Annotated in this window: 16 protein-coding genes; 2 read left to right on the top strand and 14 right to left on the bottom strand. The window is 27.5% G+C overall.

Annotated elements, in window-relative coordinates:
• Window positions 1-8 precede the first annotated feature (8 nt).
• A complete protein-coding gene (locus tag I2H23_RS03865; RefSeq protein WP_092925938.1) occupies window positions 9-896 on the bottom strand; it encodes a YegS/Rv2252/BmrU family lipid kinase in 888 nt (295 codons plus the stop codon).
• Between the two features lie 90 nt (window positions 897-986).
• Entirely contained in the window at window positions 987-1,628 is a 642-nt protein-coding gene (locus I2H23_RS03860) for a lactate utilization protein (protein ID WP_195237700.1), read from the bottom strand.
• 227 nt (window positions 1,629-1,855) lie between these two features.
• Here I2H23_RS03860 and I2H23_RS03855 point away from each other — a divergent pair, with 227 nt between their 5' ends.
• Entirely contained in the window at window positions 1,856-2,626 is a 771-nt protein-coding gene (locus I2H23_RS03855) for a YaaA family protein (RefSeq protein ID WP_195237699.1), read from the top strand.
• A gap of 97 nt (window positions 2,627-2,723) precedes the next feature.
• On the opposite strand, the gene I2H23_RS03850 is transcribed toward I2H23_RS03855, so the two are convergent.
• The 5 genes from I2H23_RS03850 to I2H23_RS03830 all read right to left on the bottom strand — a co-directional run bounded on the left by I2H23_RS03850 (window position 2,724) and on the right by I2H23_RS03830 (window position 8,275).
• Complete coding sequence (locus tag I2H23_RS03850; protein ID WP_092925944.1) at window positions 2,724-3,605, bottom strand: GGDEF domain-containing protein; 882 nt, start codon at window positions 3,603-3,605, stop codon at window positions 2,724-2,726.
• A 43-nt stretch (window positions 3,606-3,648) separates the two neighbouring features.
• On the bottom strand, window positions 3,649-4,494 hold the full coding sequence (locus tag I2H23_RS03845; RefSeq protein WP_092925946.1) for a YihY/virulence factor BrkB family protein: 846 nt from the start codon (window positions 4,492-4,494) through the stop codon (window positions 3,649-3,651).
• Between the two features lie 401 nt (window positions 4,495-4,895).
• Window positions 4,896-6,308: a cation:dicarboxylate symporter family transporter gene (locus tag I2H23_RS03840; protein WP_240275840.1), complete on the bottom strand. Its 1,413-nt coding sequence runs from the start codon at window positions 6,306-6,308 to the stop codon at window positions 4,896-4,898.
• 449 nt (window positions 6,309-6,757) lie between these two features.
• The gene (locus I2H23_RS03835) at window positions 6,758-7,699 is read right to left on the bottom strand and encodes an alpha/beta hydrolase (RefSeq protein WP_166505369.1); all 942 of its coding nucleotides are present in this window, start codon (window positions 7,697-7,699) and stop codon (window positions 6,758-6,760) included.
• 144 nt (window positions 7,700-7,843) lie between these two features.
• Window positions 7,844-8,275 carry a hypothetical protein gene (locus I2H23_RS03830; RefSeq protein ID WP_166505368.1) on the bottom strand — a complete coding sequence of 144 codons (432 nt, stop codon included), beginning with the start codon at window positions 8,273-8,275 and terminating at the stop codon, window positions 7,844-7,846.
• A 201-nt stretch (window positions 8,276-8,476) separates the two neighbouring features.
• Between I2H23_RS03830 and I2H23_RS03825 the strand changes: the two genes are divergently transcribed.
• Window positions 8,477-9,283, top strand: coding sequence for an N-acetylmuramoyl-L-alanine amidase (locus I2H23_RS03825; protein WP_166505367.1), 807 nt, complete (start codon window positions 8,477-8,479; stop codon window positions 9,281-9,283).
• A 62-nt stretch (window positions 9,284-9,345) separates the two neighbouring features.
• Here I2H23_RS03825 and panF read toward each other — a convergent pair whose 3' ends face one another.
• From panF to I2H23_RS03785, 7 genes are all read right to left on the bottom strand, one after another.
• Entirely contained in the window at window positions 9,346-10,845 is a 1,500-nt protein-coding gene (gene panF, locus I2H23_RS03820; protein WP_166505366.1) for a sodium/pantothenate symporter, read from the bottom strand.
• Window positions 10,845-11,153: a YhdT family protein gene (locus I2H23_RS03815; RefSeq protein ID WP_092925957.1), complete on the bottom strand. Its 309-nt coding sequence runs from the start codon at window positions 11,151-11,153 to the stop codon at window positions 10,845-10,847. The genes panF and I2H23_RS03815 overlap by 1 nt, the downstream gene beginning before the upstream one ends.
• Before the next feature lie 129 nt (window positions 11,154-11,282).
• The gene (locus I2H23_RS03810; protein ID WP_092925959.1) at window positions 11,283-12,029 is read right to left on the bottom strand and encodes a polysaccharide deacetylase family protein; all 747 of its coding nucleotides are present in this window, start codon (window positions 12,027-12,029) and stop codon (window positions 11,283-11,285) included.
• A 273-nt stretch (window positions 12,030-12,302) separates the two neighbouring features.
• On the bottom strand, window positions 12,303-13,628 hold the full coding sequence (locus I2H23_RS03805) for an APC family permease (RefSeq protein ID WP_092925961.1): 1,326 nt from the start codon (window positions 13,626-13,628) through the stop codon (window positions 12,303-12,305).
• 456 nt (window positions 13,629-14,084) lie between these two features.
• The gene (locus I2H23_RS03800) at window positions 14,085-15,431 is read right to left on the bottom strand and encodes an APC family permease (RefSeq protein ID WP_166506248.1); all 1,347 of its coding nucleotides are present in this window, start codon (window positions 15,429-15,431) and stop codon (window positions 14,085-14,087) included.
• 778 nt (window positions 15,432-16,209) lie between these two features.
• Window positions 16,210-16,554: a PqqD family protein gene (locus I2H23_RS03790; RefSeq protein ID WP_092925963.1), complete on the bottom strand. Its 345-nt coding sequence runs from the start codon at window positions 16,552-16,554 to the stop codon at window positions 16,210-16,212.
• Window positions 16,544-18,475, bottom strand: a complete 1,932-nt coding sequence (locus I2H23_RS03785) for an OPT family oligopeptide transporter (protein WP_092925965.1) — start codon at window positions 18,473-18,475, stop codon at window positions 16,544-16,546. Before I2H23_RS03785 ends, I2H23_RS03790 begins: the two co-directional genes overlap by 11 nt.
• Between the last annotated feature and the right edge of the window lie 390 nt (window positions 18,476-18,865).

Genomic DNA, 18,865 nt, shown 5'->3' with positions numbered 1-18,865 from the left:
TTCCTTTTTTATTTTACTCCAAGTATTTTTATTCCATCTTCTATACATTCTATATCCAGAGGAAAATCTGGCCCTCTTTCTCCATCTATATCAGTTAATAAACCATCACAACAATCTATTCTTACTTTTTTAGTTTTAAAATATAATATCTCACTTTCATTGTATGTATCTAAGTGCTCACCCTTTAATATACTTATAAGCACTGGTATTGATTTTGGTATAGGCATTGCTTTAAATATAATAACATCTAGGTAACCATCGTCTACTTCTGCTTTGTATGCCAAATTTAAATTACCTGCTGTTTTTCCATTAAAGACTAACATAAGATACATATCACCCTTGTACATAACTTCTTTGGAATTTACATTTATATTGAATTTTCTTAGGTGAAGAGCTTCCTCTATACCTGTAATATAATAAGATACTTTTCCCATATAATTTTTTAATTCTGGATTTATCTTCTGAGATACATCAGTAAACATCCCTGCACTAGCTACATTTATAAAATATTTATTATTTATTTTTCCTATATCTATACTTTTAGGCTCTGAATTGAGTATATCTTTAACAGCTTTATTTATATCTAATGAAATATTTAACGCTTTAGCAAAATCATTAGCTGTTCCTGTTGGAAGTATAGCAATAGGTATATCTACATTAAATTCTTTCATAGCATTTAGAACTATGTCTACTGTTCCATCTCCTCCTGCTATTAATAAATGGTCATAAGTTTCATCCATATCTAAAAAGGCTTTACTTATGTGCTGATGTTTACTTAATCTATATGGTATAAGTATGTAGTTATATTTTTGATATATTTTTATTATATTATCAAGTTGGTTTGTTATTTTTTTCTCACCTGAGTTTGGATTATATATAAGCTTTACTTTTTTCATATTTCCTCCTTACTACCCTTGGTGATATACATATTATATATTATTGACAAATTATGTATTCATTATGTGTAGGATAAATTGTATACTATTTTAATACCCAAAACTTTCATTTATAAATATTATATGTATTCTATTTGGTATTCTTTGTTTTTTTATAATAGTATATTCACAGCATATTCGTTCACTGCTACTACAGTCCATACAATAGCCTACCTCTTTACATGGCGTCTTAGTATTTAACCTTTTAGCATTCGCAGGGGCAGATACTACTTTATTTCTATTTATAGCTTCATCTATATTTTTTACTATCTTATTTACTCCACATACTACTATAACTTTATCAGGTCCATAAAGCATGGCAGCCACTCTATTTCCCATTCCATCTACATTGTATAATTCTCCTTCTTCTGTTATAGCATTAGTACTAGTGAAGTATGCATCTGCACAGAAAGATTTTCTAAATATCTCTTTCATCTCCTGAGGTGAGAGATTTTCTTCGTATCTATCTAAAAAATTATATCTACCACTTCTTAATAAATCTATAATACCTGTTTTAAATAAAGTCATAGAGCCACCACAAGCTACTAATGACTTTTCATCAACTAACTCTTTTATTATATTTATAATATCATCCGTATCTTTTGCTAAATAACCATTCATATTGTTTTTTTCTAAAGCTTTAATTGTTTTTTCTATTCTTTTTTCATTGATCCAAGTTATATTTTTATCCACAATAATTCACTCCTTAAAACTATATTTTATATAAATTTTTCAATACATGTTAATTCTATCACAGTTATATACTATTTCTAAATATTTTTATATTACATACTTATATGATTAAAATTTTTATATTAAGGGTATATAATAAACTTATGAAATTCAACTTAAAATATTAATCAATTTTACTTTAATTGGTGTAAGTATAAATTAGTAAATAAATATATGAGAGGTGTAAAATGATTACTATAATTTCTCCTACTACAACTATGAATTTTGATAAGAATATAAGATTGAATAAACAATCTATACCTATATTTAAAGATGATATAGATTATTTAATTAAACTTTTAAAATCATTGAAAAAAGAAGAACTATCAAATCTTATGAATCTAAGTGAAGATTTAACTATATTAAACCATAATAGACATAAAAATCTATCTACTAAAAATAATCCAAAGTGCGAAAGTATCTTAGCTTTTGATGGAGAGGTTTTTAATTGCATGAAAATTTATGAATTTACACATGAAGATTTTGATTTTGCTAATGGAAATATAAGAATACTTTCAGGACTTTATGGTATACTTAAGCCATTTGATTTAATAGAACCCTATAGACTTGAGATGAAGTCTAAATTAGTTAATAATCGTGGGGATGATTTATATAAATTTTGGAAAGATAAAATAACTCAAAATATAATGAATGAATTAAGCACACATAAAAACAAAATACTAATAAATCTAGCTTCTTCTGAGTACTTAAAGTGTATAGATTTAAAATCTATAAAGAAAGACTATACATTTATAGATATAAACTTTAAAGAATATAATTCTAGCAAAGACACTTATCAAACTAAAGGTCTTTATGCAAAACGTGCCCGTGGATATATGACATCTTTTATAATAAGAAATAAAATAGATAAAATCTCAGATTTAAAAAAGTTTAATATTGATGGTTATAGTTTTAATGAAAATTTGTCAGATGATAATAAGCTTGTATTTACTAGATAGTATTTTTTAATATTATTATATATCATATTTAAAGTTATATTTTAAAAGTAAAAAAGTGCTTTTAAGTTAGTATTTATACTACTTTTAAGCACTTTCATTATTTATGTGATATATTATTTCTTCCTTTTTGTTTTGAAAGATAAAGCATTTTATCAGCAGATTCTAAAATAGATTCTACTGTTTTTGTATCTTCATCTAACGTGCTTATTCCAAAGCTTGATGTTATTTTTATAACCTTATCTTTCCATTTAAATTCATGTTTTTCTATTTTATCCTTTATAGCTTGTACTCTCTTAGTTACATTTTTTAATGACATATTATTAAATACAATTATAAATTCTTCTCCTCCATATCTTGCTACCCAATCTATATCTTTTCTTATATTATCTTTTAGTATTTTACCTACTTCTTTTAGTACAAAATCTCCACACAAATGCCCATATGTATCATTTATCTGCTTAAAATAATCTAAGTCTAGCATACAAACTGATAATGTCTTATTTTCATTTATACTATCTAATATATTAAAAGGTAGCATTTCATTTACATATCTTATATTAAAGCAACCTGTAAGTTCATCCTTAACAACTATTTCATTTAATCTGTTAACTTCTTTTGTTATATCACTTATACTTTTTTTACTTATCTCTTCTAATATGTTATCCTCCGTTACATCCTTTAACGCTTCTACTATATATTTTGTACAATTTATTTTGATTAAAGTTGCAATTACAAAATATACTTTTTCTTTATTAAACTCTATTTTTGAAAAAGATTTTTCTTCATTATACGCTCTAATTGATATACAATTTTCACATACTTGATTTCTATTCCAAAACTCATAACAAGGTAGCTTTTCTATATCTACCTCATTTTTTATTTGATGTATAACTACTTTTCTTATTGGATCTACTATTCTAATACAATCAAATAAATTATAAAGTATATCTCTTTCATTTATATATTCATATGTATTCATACCTTATTTATCTCTCCTAATTACAAATAAGTGTCTATTATTATTATATTTTTTCATTAAATTTATATTTGTATATATTTCTTCTTAAGTAAATTTTAGCATTGATTTCTATACCTATCAATATAGCCCAACTACTTAAATAAATCCACGTTATTAAAACTATTATTCCACCAATACTTCCATATATAACTTCATAATTTGCATAATAATTAGAATAATAAGAATATCCTAAAGATACTAATATCCATCCAAGAGTTGATATTATAGCACCTGGTGTTGCTTCTGACATTTTTACTTTTTTATTAGGGCTATATCTATATATACTTATAAGTATTATAACTAAGGTTAATATACCTATAGTGTATCTTAGTATATCCCAAATATACATAAATATCTTATCAAGCCCAATAAGTCCAAATATAAAGTATCCTATCTTTTCTCCATATACTAAAAATACCATTGATGAAAATATTAAAAATAATAAGGTTATAGTTGATAATATACTTATAAAAAACACCTTTATAAATGATCTAGTTTCCTCTACCTTATAAGATTTATTAGCACCTCTTATCATAGCTCTTACTGCTCTTGATGATGTCCACATAGTTAGCAGAAAACTTGTTATTATAAAATTTTTGCTTTTATTTTTCATAGCAGAATAAATTATAGCTGATATCATATTAAAAGCACTTTCTGGCATCATATGCTCAAATAATAATATATATTTATTTATTTGAATAACAGGCATATATGCTATAGTACTTATAGTAAACATTAAAAATGGAAAAAGGGATAATAGTAAATAAAAAGACATTTCAGCAGCTTTTGAATTTATCTCTGTATAGTTTGAATTTCTAAATACATCTATAATCTTATCTATCTTTTTCATATGCCCCTCCTTATTTTCATAGTGTAATTTTTCTATTTTATGGTAATATTTTATTCTAAACTAATAATACATAAGCCACTTAAAATATTCACTATTTTACCATTTTATCATACTTTTTAATAAAGTTAAATTTAGGAATATTTCATAAAAAAAGAATGTAGCTAATATACATCCTTTTTTATTATTTGTATTTTTATAGTTTTCACAAAACTATTATATTTTTTTAATATTTAAATATGTAAGTTTTTTGTATATATGTTTTTTTATTTTTTAGTATTAATTCTACTAGGAACTTATGTTAATAATTATATATTCCTTATTATACAATATAGTGAACTAACTGTATCAAGTTTCATATATCTTAAATAAAAATAGCCCTCATTTATGAGGGCTATTTTTATTTAAGCGCTTCTATCTTCAGTTGTTACTGTATTTTTTCTATTGTAAATATCTTTATCGATTTTGCCAAGTGAATTACCAACAGCTATTGAAGTTACCGATGCTCCGTTTACATTTATCATTGTTCTACCCATATCTAGTATTGGATCTATTGCAAGTATTCCACCAGCTAATGGGAAATAAGCTCCAAGTCCTACTCCTGATACAACTACTGATACTGCCATTGTTGCAGTTCCTGGAAGACCAGCAATTCCTAATGAGCTTATAGTTATAACTACAAGTAGCATTACATAGAAACTTATATCTTTATCTATCCCAGCCATATTTGCAACTGTTATAGCCATTAGTGCAGGGTATATACCAGCACATCCATTCATCCCCATATTAGCACCTAAACTTGCTGTAAAACTTGCTACACCTTCTTCAACACCATGCTTTTTAACAAGTGTATCTATAGTTACAGGAAGTGTTCCTAAACTTGAACGAGATGTAAATGCAAGAAGTAGTGGTTCTGCCGCATTTTTTATATAAGTAATTGGGTTTAACCCACAAGCTGCTATTATTATTAAGTGAACAACAAATAGTATTGCTGTTGCTACATATAAAGCTACTACAAATTGTACAACAGATATCATTGAAGATAATCCTCTTGCAGTTATAGTATTTGCTAAAAGCGCAACTACAGCATATGGCATAAACTTTATAACTGTCATTGCAACACTTACTATTATCTTATAGAAAGCTTCTACCAAATCTATAAATGGCTTAACTGTATCCATATATTTTTTCTTTGTTCTGTTTGTCGCAAGCCCTAAGAATGTAGCAAATATTATTATTGCTACTATATTTCCATCTGCCATAGATAGTACTGGATTTGATGGTAATAATCCTCTTAAAGTGTCAACTAATGGAGTTATTTCTCTCATCTCTGGTGCTTCTATGCCAGTTGCTTCAAATCCAACTCCTAGTTTCATAACATTTCCTACTACTATACCTATTATTGCTGCTAAACATGTTGTCCCAAGTAGCATTCCTAAAGATTTAAATGTTAATGCTTGTAAATTGTCCCCTTCTTTCATATTTATTATAACTCTTATTATCGATACAAATACCATTGGAACTACTAACATTTTTAATAAATCCATAAATCCATACCCAAATAATCCATACCACTTACTTACTTCTTGTAACCAATCAACTTGTGATGGATCTTCAGGAAGACCTGCCACTAATTGGATTATAACCCCTAGTATAAGTCCTATTATTGTCGCATAGATTGTTCTTGTTGAGAACTTTACTTTCTTCTTTTCAAAGTGTTTAACTATGAAAAACGTCCCTATTAATAGTGCAATAAAAATAATTGTTTTGATGTTTGATATCATCAAAAACCCTGTTAAGAATGAACTCTCTCCCATTTTGTCCTCCATAATATTATTTAATTTTTATAAATTAACCAGTACGTTAATCATTTTTTAATTAACTTGGCTAATTTTTCATCTGACTTTCCAATATTAAAACTTTATAAAAATACGTTTTCATATTTAAAATCATAGTTAAATTTTTGTAAAGTATTTTCTTATTTTTACTTAATATTGTTAAGTTTTTCTCCTCTTATATAAATTATGATATATTATTAACATTCTATTGTCAATATAACTTTTAATATATTTTAAAGTTTTTTATGCTTTTTACTATATTTTTATAAGAATTAATATAATTTACCCGTATAAAACTTAATTTTAATTAGTTTTCTTACTTTTACAAATTCTTACTTTTGTCTTTTTCATACTTTATTTTTTTAACAACTCTAGAATCAATTATTCAAAATAATTATTTTTTAAATACAAAAATAAAAACTACATAATTATGTAGTTTTTTGTACCAATTTATTGTTAATCCAATCTAATATATCTTTTATAACGTCATCTTTATTGGTTTCATTTAGCATTTCATGCCTTCCACCTTCATATAATTTACAACTTACATCTTGTACTCCTAAATTTATGTATCTATCCCTTAAATTAAAAACACCTATTCCAAACTTTCCTATTGGATCTTTATCTCCAGATAATATATATATAGGTAAATCAAGAGGAATTTTAGCCAAGTTATGTTTATCTTCTATTTCTTTTAATCCTTGTATAAAATCATAGAAAAAACCACAAGTAAATATTAATCCACAAAATGGATTATCTATATATTTTTTAACCTCTTCTTCATCCCTACTTAGCCAGTCAAATTCTGTTTTAGTATTTTTAAACTTTCTATTATTTCTACCGAATATTAAGTTATCTATAAATTTACTTCTATATAATCGTCCATGTTTTTTTATTTCTCTATTTATTATTATCTCTGCTAAATTTAATATAAATCCATGGTCTCCATTTGAACCTGACAATATAACTCCATCTATATTATGTGAATACTTCATAATATAGTTTTGACTAGCAAAAGATCCCATACTGTGCCCAAATAAATATATAGGAAGTCCTTCATTTTCATTTTTTATAATATTTGTTAATATGTTCATATCCTCAACCAAATGATAGAAGCCATTTTCCTTCGCTAAATATCCAACATTTTCAACCGTCTTAGCAGTCTTGCCATGACCTCTATGATCATTTATATAAACTATATAACCATTTTTAGTTAAATGTTTCGCGAAATACTCATACCTACTAGCAGTTTCGTTCATACCATGTGCTATTTGAATTATACCTTTTGGCTTGTCTGTTTCCCCTTCATACTTATATACATGTATATCTAAATTATCATTTCCCTTAAAATAAAAATTTGTACACCTCATATATTCTTTCAATTCCTTCTATTCATTTTAATAATTATTATATCAAACTTTTATAATCTATAATATATTTTTTTATATAAATTTACCCAGTATTAACTTTTTATTTTTAAATAAAAAGTTACCAACCTACAATATGTGCATTGATCACTTTACCTTTTTAATCTTTTTCTTTTTATATTTCTTCTTTTTAGGTTTTCTAATTAGATCGGCTATCATTTCATCATCAACAGTCTCTCCTATAGCATCAGCTAGGGTGTCCGTCTCTTCTAATACTTCTTCCTCCTGCTGCTGGCTTAATTCTGTTTCTCTTCCCGCTCTTATAGCTTCTTGCGTTCTTAGCATAACTAAATCTCCATTTAACATATTTATAAAAGATATTAATAAGCTTAAATCTTCCTCATTTAATTCTTCTACTATTGCATATGCTAATGTCGAAGATAGCAATACAAAGTCTGCATAAGAAAACCTATCTAATCCCAGACTTTGAGTACCTTTATTTGATTTAATTTTGGAACACTTATCAATTGCCTTTTTAATTTGTTTATTTTCTCTATTTATATTATTTTTATTATCCATAATTAAATATACTCCTTGTAAAAGTATACGAGTTATAAATATTCTATTTGAAAAATTTATATACTATATGTTATATTCTTACAGTTTTTTAAAAATTCTACTTTGTCTACTTTTTCAATAAATTACATTAGGTTGAAAAATTTTTTTAAACTAGTATAATTAGAGTTGAATTTAATTTTAGACATCTAAGGAGGAACATTTTTGAGTATTAAACATATGAGAAAACCTATAATAGCATTGTTATTGTCTTTATCATTTATGTCAAATATGACTATATCAAATGCCCAAAGCTATAAAGTATTTATAGATGCAGGCCACGGGGGAAAAGATAATGGTTCAAGCTATGGTGCTAGAATAGAAGATAATCTAAACCTTCAAATAGCGGAAAAAGTAGAAAAGCTATTAAGAGAAGAAGGCATATACGTTGAGACAACTAGGAATAAAGATGAATATGTATCTTTATCTAAAAGAACTAAAAAATCAAACTTATCTAATTCTGATTTATTTATATCAATACACCAAAATACATCAGAAAGTAAAAGTGCAAATGGTATAGAAACTTATTACTACGATAAAACCAATAAAGGTCTTGCTAATATTTTTCAATCTAATCTATTAAATTCTACTAAAGCTAATGATAGAGGTGTTAAAAAAGGTAACTTGCAAGTTTTAAGAGATAACAATAAGCCATCTATTCTTATCGAATGTGGCTTTATATCAAATGATAATGAAGGATTCAAATTGTCTACAAAAGCATATCAAGAAAAAATAGCTAATGGTATAGTTAATAGTGTCAAAGAATTTTTTAACATTAAAGGAAGTTTTTCCAATATAAAGACTGTATTAAATGACAATGTTAAAGTTAGAGCTGAGAGAGGTACTTTATTTGCACCTATTGGATATTTGCAAAAAGGAGATAAAGTTAAGATAGTAGACACTAAGCATGATTGGCACAAGATAAAATTTGGTAATACTTATGGATATGTATCCTCTGTATATGTTAAGTAAATTTTTATATTATTGTTAGATATAAAAGAGATACCTCTATTTGAGGTATCTCTTTTTTCTTATCATTTATAATATATACCCCAGAAAGTTTCTAAAACATCTTCATCTGGTTCTTTTGTATTTTTAGATATTATTATAAAAGTTATTAATGATAATACTAAGGGAAGTACTATAGTATGCATCCCAAATGGTCTATTCCATATTTGGCTAAATAATATATATGAGCCTATACCTACTATAATAGATGATATAGCACCAGATGAATTCGCCCTTTTCCAATAAAGCCCAAGTATTATTGGCCATAAAAATGTAGAAATTATTCCTGCATTAGCGTATAAATTTAGCCAAACTATTAATTCTGGTGGATTAAAAGCTACTAAATATATTATAATACCAAGAAGTGCGGTACATAATATACTTATCTTTCCGCTTAAATTAGAATTAGTCTTTAAATTAGGATTTATATAATTTGAAATTAAATCATTAACTATAGAACCTGATGCTACTAATAACTGTGAATCTACTGTTGACATTATAGATGCTAATGGTCCTGCAAGTAATATTCCTGCTATTACCGATGGAAATAACTTGGTTGTTAATGTTGGTACAACTAAATCTCCAGATTCTATACCAGTAACTAATGTTGAACCAAATGCCCCTACTAAATGCATTCCAAGAAGTAATATCATAGATACTATCGTTCCATATTTTATACCATCATGCAAACTCTTAGTGTCTTTATAACTCATAGCTCTTTGAGATACTGATGGGATACCTACCACTGCAAATCCCACTAATATCCAAAATGATGTTACCCAAGCTATAGTCATATTTCCTGGTGTTACTCCAAATGGAGTTATCATTCCCTCATTAATAGCTGCCATATTTTGAATTATATTATTTATTCCACCACCTGCAATTATAGTACCTATAAATATAGCTATAGTTGCTATAGTCATTATTACACCTTGAATTGTATCAGATAATGTAACTGCTCTAAATCCACCTACTACAGTGTGAACTATAACTGTTATTCCAAATGCAGTTAATGCAATGTTGTAATCAAGACCTACTGAACCTTGTAAAAGTCTAGCCGCTCCTACCCACTGTGCTGCCATTGCCGCTATAAAAAATATAACTATTGATATCGACGTCATTATAACTACTATGTCTGATTTATATCTTGCTCTTAAAAAGTCTGTTATAGTCACTGCATTTATTTTTCTAGATATTATAGCAAACTTTTTTCCAAGGACCGCTAATGTAAAATATCCTGTTGGCATTTGTGCCATCGCTAAAAACACCCATCCTAGTCCTTCTTTGTAAGCAGTTCCAGGTCCACCTATAAAACTTCCTGCACTTAAATATGTAGTAACTAAAGTCATAGCAAGTACAAATCCACCTAAATCTCTTCCTCCTGTCATATATTCGTCCATAAAAGAATTATCTTTATTTGAATTTCTTGCTCTATTTACAAACTTCATAGAGTAAAAACCTACTCCAAATATAGCTATAAAGTATATAACTATAGGAATTAATACTTTGTAATTTACATTTTCCATTACTTAAACTCCTTTTTGTACATCTCTACTTCTTCTTTGCTTAAACCATCAAGTGGCATATCTTTAAAGAACTTATTTATTGTAATAACTGTAAGTATAGAAAAAAGTATTCCTCCTACTATACAGCTCATAAAAAACCATGCAGGAAAACCTAGTATATATGTATACTCTTTAACTGGTCTATTTGAAAGTCCATATCCAAATCCAAACCACCATATAAGATTTAAGAGTCCAAGAATAAGTCCCATTATAGCTTCTTTATTACACTGTTTATATCTTGGATCTTCTACTATTTTTTTATCATCCATAAATTTAATCCTTTCTATATTATTTAAATAATATAACTATTTTAACCACGTCCTATTTTATTATTTTTTGTATTATTTTGTCTAGTAAAAATTTTAAGTAAACAAAATAGCTATCATTTTGATAGCTATTTATTTAGTATTAATATTCCAAAAATTCTTTGGTATTTGTTTTTCATTTATAGGAAGTATTTCATATCCTTCTTCATTTAAATAAGTAAGTACTTCATCTAATGCTTGTACTGTTTGTTTTTTTTCGTGCATAAGTATTACTACTTCTTTTTTATTTTTAACCTGTTCTTTTACAATTTCTATTATTTTATTAGAATCATTTTTCCAATCTTGAGTATCTATATTCCAATCCCAAAGCTTATATCCTGCATCAACTAAATTTTCATATGACTTGACTGGTGTATACGGTTTGCTTCCATAAGGAAGTCTTATTATATTTGATGTCCTTCCAGTTATCTCATAAAAAGTTTCCTTATTTTTATCAAATTCTCTTTTAGCTGAATCGTAATTTTCATAAAGTTTATTTACATCATGCGAAACACTATGAAATCCTGCACTATTTCCACTTTCGACAATCTCTATTACAGCATCCTTATTTACTTTCATATTCATATCTATCATAAAAAATGTCGCATGTGCATTATGCTTTTTAAGGATTTGTAGTATGTCTTTTGTGTACTTGCTTGGACCATCATCTATCGTTATATAAGCGATTTTATTGTTTGTATTAGCAGTTTCATTTACATCATAATATATAGGTAAACAAGTATATTTATCTATATATTCTAAAGCACTTGTGTTATTTGGTATCATAGCAAATGTTAAAAGTCCTACACTTATTGCTAGTTTTAATCTTACATTTTTCATATGAGTTCCTCCTTTATAGTTATTATAAATTTATGCCTTTTAAGGAACATATTTGTATAAATTTTTACGTTTTAAACGTTTTTATAATCTTAGTATTGGTAAAAACCCTTTTTTATATCACTAAAAGATAAAACTTATTCTGTAAATATTTATGTAATAAAAATAAAAATTTACTTTAATTTATAAGTGTATCAATAAAACTCTTCACATTTTTATATTTAACATAAAATCCTTCTAATAAAAAAGTACAAGCAATACGCTTGTACTTTTTTATTAATTAGTTTTATTTTGCATATAATTATAAATTGGTAATCCTATAAGAGTTATTATTATACCTCCTAAAGATATCATTGTTGTTTGTAAACCAGCAAAACATAGTTGGTTTATTACAACGAATAATCCACTTAATATAGCTATAGCTGGTATAAATGGATATAATGGAACTCTGTATGGTCTAAATAAATCTGGTTGATCTTTTCTAAGCTTTATAACACCTATAAATGTTAGTACGTAGAATATCCATATAGCAAATATTGATAAATCTGTTAATAAGTTGAACTGTCCTGATAATGCATATATAGCTGATAATGTTGCCATTGCTATTATTGAGTTAGCTGGAGCTTGAGATTTATTTAATTTAGTTAAAGTCTTGTATCCTGGTAGAGTTTTTTGTTCTGCTAAAGTATACATAACTCTTGGTCCTGTTAATAAGTATCCGTTAAGTGTACCAAATACTGATATTAATATACCTATTGTTATTAATTTACCACCCATTGGTCCAAACATAGCCTCTGCAACTGCTGCTGCTGGTGCTGAATAGTTAGCTAATTCACTTGCTGGAAGTACCCAAAGATATGCTAAGTTTATTACTACATAAACTCCCATAACTACTGCAAGCCCACCAACTATCGCTCTTGGTAAATCCTTACCTGGATTTTTCATTTCTCCAGCTAAAGCACCAACATTTATCCATCCATCATAGGCAAATAATACTGCTATTAATAATTGACCTATAACTCCTGCTGGGCTTATTCCATCTCCTACTAATGGTGTCATTACTGGATTTGTTCCGCTTCCTTTTATAAATCCAAATACCATTATAAGTGCTAAAGGTATTAACTTACATATAGTAGCAATTGTTTGTATAGCTCCACCAGCTTTTGATCCTAATGTATTTAACGCTGCAACAAATAATATAATACCTACTGCTATAGGAAGAGTTAAAGACTCATTTCCTATTAATGAAACTGCTTGTTGTGCAAATATAACTCCTAGTGCTGCTATTGTTGCTGGGAAGAATAATACCGTTTGCATCCACCCTGTTAAAAATCCTAGTTTCTTGCCATATATTTCTTCAATATATACCATCATACCACCAGTTTTTGGTATAGCTGCTGATACTTCAGCTGCCGTTAATCCTGCTGTTATAGTTATGATACCTGCTACTACCCATGCTATCATTCCAAGTCCTGGCTCTCCACCTGTTGTTTGATAAACAGCTTGCGGCTTAAAGAACACACCTGCACCTATAACCATACCAACAACTGTTGATAAAGCTGCAGACATCCCTAAACTTTTTTGAAGTTCTTTACTTTCCATATATGCCTCCTTATTTATTAAGTTTTCTATAATTTCATTATAATATTTTTTGAAATACTTTCAATACATTTTTTTATTTTTTTCGACAACGTTTTTCTAAATTATGTATTTTTAGAAAATTTTTTTAAGATTACTTTAATTTTTATATTTTTATTTATTATATAAATTTTCTGTTATTTTTTATATTTCAGCTATTTAGCCAAATTAACTTTGTATACTTAAATTTAAATATGAATTTTTTTCTTTACAAAGATAATCTATTTAATCTTGTAATTATTTTTTTCAATAAAAAATCTTTTTGAAAAAAACTTAGTTTTTTTGTTTTTTTGTGCAAACATTTTCTTGAAGTTAATTTCAATAATTTAGACAAAAAAAATAGAACTTCTAAAGTTCTATTTTTTTACTTTGTGTATTTTAAGTTTTCTATTATTTTTGTGTGTTTTTATTCGTAATTTATTATGCTACCCTTTTTATATCTTTTTCCTTTTGATTCTTCTTCATCATATAATTATATATAGGCAAACCTATAAGAGTTACTACAACTCCTCCTAATGACATCATTGTATTTTTAGGTCCTGCAAATAATAATTGGTTTATTACTACAAATAATCCACCAGCTATTGCTATTAAAGGTATTACCGGATAAAACGGAACTTTATATGGTCTATGTAAGTTTGGCATAGTTTTTCTCATTTTTATAACTCCTACAAACGTTAACACATAAAATGACCAGATAGCAAACATTGATAAGTCACTTAGTAAGTTAAATTGTCCAGATAATGCATAAAGCGCTGATAAAGAAGCCATCACCATAGTTGCATTTGCTGGTACATCATATTTATTTAATTTACCTAAAAATTCAGGTAATGTTTTTTGTTGTCCTAATGTGTATATTATTCTAGGTCCTGTAAGTAGATATCCATTTATACATCCAAATACAGATATTAATATACCCATAGTTATTATTTTACCACCAATAGGTCCAAATATTTCTGTTGCAACAGCAGATGCTGGTGATGCATATTTAGCTAATTCACTTGCTGGAAGTACCCAAAGATACGCTAAGTTTATTACTACATAAACCGCCATAACTAAAGATAATCCACCTATTATTGCCTTTGGTAAATCTTTTCCCGGATCTTTCATTTCCCCCGCTAAAGTACCGACATTTATCCATCCATCATAAGCAAATAATATAGCAACTAATAATTGTCCTATTACACTAGTTGCACTTATTCCCTCCCCTACTAATGGAGTAGTTATTGAATTATTCCCTGATCCACTTATAAATCCAAATACCATTATAAGTACTAAAGGTATTAATTTACACACTGTAGATATTGTTTGTATTGCTCCACTAGTTTTAGAACCTAATGTATTAAGTCCACCAACTAATAATATTACCCCAACTGTCATAGGTATTACTAAATTTTCATTTCCAAGGAGTATCGCTGATTGTTGCCCAAACATAACTGATATTGCAGCTATTGTTGCTGGGAAAAATAATACTGATTGCATCCATCCTGTTAAAAATCCTAATTTTTCACCATATATTTCTTCTATATATACCATCATACCGCCTGTTTTTGGTATAGCAGCTGAAACCTCTGCTGCAGTAAGACCTGCTGTTATTGTCATGATACCTGCTATTACCCAAGCTATCATTCCAAGTCCTGGCTCTCCACCAGTTAATTCATACACTGCTTGAGGCTTAAAAAATACTCCCCCACCTATAACCATACCAACTACTGTTGATAAAGCTGCAGCTGCCCCAAGATTTTTTTGAAGTTGCTTATCTTGCATATTCATATTCCTTTCTTCACCAAGTTTTGTCATAAGTTGTCGCATTTATAATTATAATATAAGTATAATTTTTTTCAATACAAAAATTTTTAATTTTAAAAAGTTTCAATTTCTAACTTTTTAAAATTCAAACTATCATTTTTCCTCAATTTGATTCATTATTTCCTCAAAAAAATCCACCTAATTTTATAGGTAGATTTTCTAATAATTTTATTTTCCTGTTATATGTTCTATTGTAATTCTTATTACATTAGTGACATTTTTTCATTTAAAATATATTCTATTTCTTCTTTAAAAAAGTCTTTGCTATACTTTTCTATTAATTTTATAAGTGCCCTTCTCCTTCCTTACCGTCTACTTTACATGCTATACCAAATCCTATTACTCTTTCATAATTTGTAGAAAATTTACTTGGCAAAATATTTGTATATCCCACTACACTAAAATATACTTTTCATTGATTTTTATATTTTCTATCTTATGACCACTCTTAGCACTATGTAAATATATAAAATTATTATGATAAATATATCTTAAATGAAGACTATATGGATACCCATTCTCACTTATAATTGCTAGTGTCATATACTCCCCTTTGTCTAGTATTTTTTATTCGATCTACATCTAATTTTCTTTTTGTTTTCTCATTGATTTAAACAGCTTTTCCTCCATGTATATTTACTATTATTTTTATAAATTTTAGCATACCTTAGCCTTAGTAGTAAAAATTTCAATAAAAATAGGATATCTAAAAGATATCCTATTTTTATTGAAATTTTTAATTATTAATTTTTTCAATGTAATTACAGTTTGCATCTATATGATTTAAAAAAATAAGTAATCTTTCATATAGAGGATGTGATTTTTCTCCATACTTTAATTCTAGCTCTTTACCAATTTCTTTTACAGTTTTTTTCCCGTCAATATTAGAAAATACAAAGCTGCCATATTCATCTAGTTCAGTCTTTTTATACATTGGAATTTTAAACTTTAATTTTCTAAAAAACTGTTGAATTTTATGATCTTGTTTTTCAAGTATCGTTACAACACCTTCATTTACTTCATAATCTATTTTATCATTTATTTTAAATACAATATTTAAAATATCTTCATTAGTTTTCATTGTTTTTTACCTTAGAGCTTACAATTGGCCATGTAGTAAGTACAACTAATACTAAAAGAAGTATAATAGCCATCATATTTGAAGCTGCAAACCCACTAGGACCAGCACCTTTTATAACACCTGTTACTTGTAATATTATACCGACTAATCCTATTATAGAACCACCAGCAACAAGCCCTGATGATAAACTTATACCATTAGCAACTTTGACCTCTTTTTCTTTATCACTTCTTGAAGTTTTTTCAACAAATACACGTATTAAAGCTCCTACTAATATTATAGAAGTTGTTGCAATTGGTAAGTAAAATCCTATAGCAACTGTCATTATAGGTAGATTTAAGAAGTATAAAACTATAGCCATAACTACACCAACTATTACCATAACCCAAGGTAATTGACCAGACATAATTCCTGATGTTAATGTTGATATTAAGTTAGCTTGAGGTAATGCAAATGGAGGATTATCTCCTGTTACTACTAATTGATTTGCAAGTAGTAATGTAGTTCCTACAACTACTATTACACCTACTATACCAGCTATTGCAAAATATTTTTGCATTTCATTTTTGCTACCACCTATTATATAAGTTACCTTTTGAGATTGGCTATATCCTCCAGCTATAGATATAGAAACAACTATAAATGTACCAAATAATAATAGTGATTTATTATCTGCTAAATCAGTCCATCCCATTATAACAAATACTAATGTCGCTATAACTAAAGATGCTATTGTCATACCAGATACAGGAAGATTTGATGTACCTATAGTCCCTGTTAAACGTCCAGCAACTATAACAAATAATCCTGCTAATAATAAAGATACTACTACACCAATAATTGTCATTACTATACCATTTGATATAAAGAATGCTCCTACAACTGCTGCTACAATTCCGCCTAATAGTATAATACTTTGTAATGCGCTACCATCTTCACCGTCAACAGATGTTGATGATTTTGCTTTCATAGTTTCTTTTACAGATGCTATTATAGTTGGTATTAATTTAACTGCACCTATTATACCTCCACAAAGCATCATACCAGCCCCTATGTATTTTACATAGTTACCAGCTATATCATTTACACCCATTTGGTTTATCGCCATTGTAGGATCATTCCATACCTTAGCACCTTCTCTTGCCATATCAGTAAAGTATCCTATTAGAGGCATAATACCAAAATGAGATAATAAAGAACCTGCAAACATTGTAAGTGCAACTTCAAGTCCTACTATAAATCCTATCCCTAAAAGAAGAGGATTAACTTCTACTTCAAATTTACATTTATAAAACTTATTTCCAATAAAGCTTATAACATTATTGGCTACGTTTAAAAATGAACCTGTTAATACAGTTATAAGTCCACTTATACCAAATCCCATACCCATATACTTCATTGAATCTCCACCAGCATCTGAAGCAACTAATGTTTCAGATATAGCCATTGATTCTGGGTACATAAGCTTACCATGTTCTTCAATTATTAAATAATTGTACACAAGTGATGCAATTCCAATACCAAATAAAACTCCACCTACTCCAACTATAAATCCTTCTAAAAATGTAACTTGACTACCTATTAATAAAATAGCAGGTAATACGAAAATCATACCACTTGCAACTGATTCACCACCACTTGCCATACCTTGTACAATATTTTTACCAAGAATACCTTTTCCTTTTGCGAATGCTGCTATAAACGCTGAACCTATAATAGAACCTGGAATACCTGCGGCAACTGTAAGACCAGCTTTCATTCCTGAATATGCTGTTGATGCTGCAAATATTACGGCTAAAATAATACCTATTATCAGTACTGCCATATTTGCACCAGTCTTCGATTTGTCTGTTATGTAAGGAACATAGTCTTTACCTGATACTCCTCCATAAGCACCTTTAGATAATTTTTTATTATCCATTGAGATTCACCTTCCCTTTATTTAATTTTCTTTATTATATCATACTATTTCGAATTCTAACTTTTTTACGCAATTTTAATTTAATTATGAACATTTATAATTTTTACTATATTTTACCTATTAAGTATTTTGTATAACAGCTCTCTTAAGTTAGATATTATTATATGGTTATTTTGCACTATTTTTCAATATATATTAGTCTATATTATTAATTTAAATATAAACTATATTATTTACCATATATCAACTTTATTTTAACAATTTACATATACGCAATGATTAGATTAAAAGCATATAGATATGAACTGTGTTTTTTCCCATCATAGTCTTTGATATTATGAGAATATATAAAGAGCTTGGTAGGTAAGTTATAACGATTAGTTCTAATTT

Origin of the sequence: Romboutsia sp. BSD2780061687b_171204_C1, from assembly GCF_015560225.1 — a bacterium.
In the GTDB taxonomy this organism is placed as follows: domain Bacteria; phylum Bacillota; class Clostridia; order Peptostreptococcales; family Peptostreptococcaceae; genus Romboutsia_C; species Romboutsia_C hominis.
The sequence above is the reverse complement of the archived record's forward strand: the minus strand, read 5'-3'. Positions and strand labels throughout refer to the sequence as shown.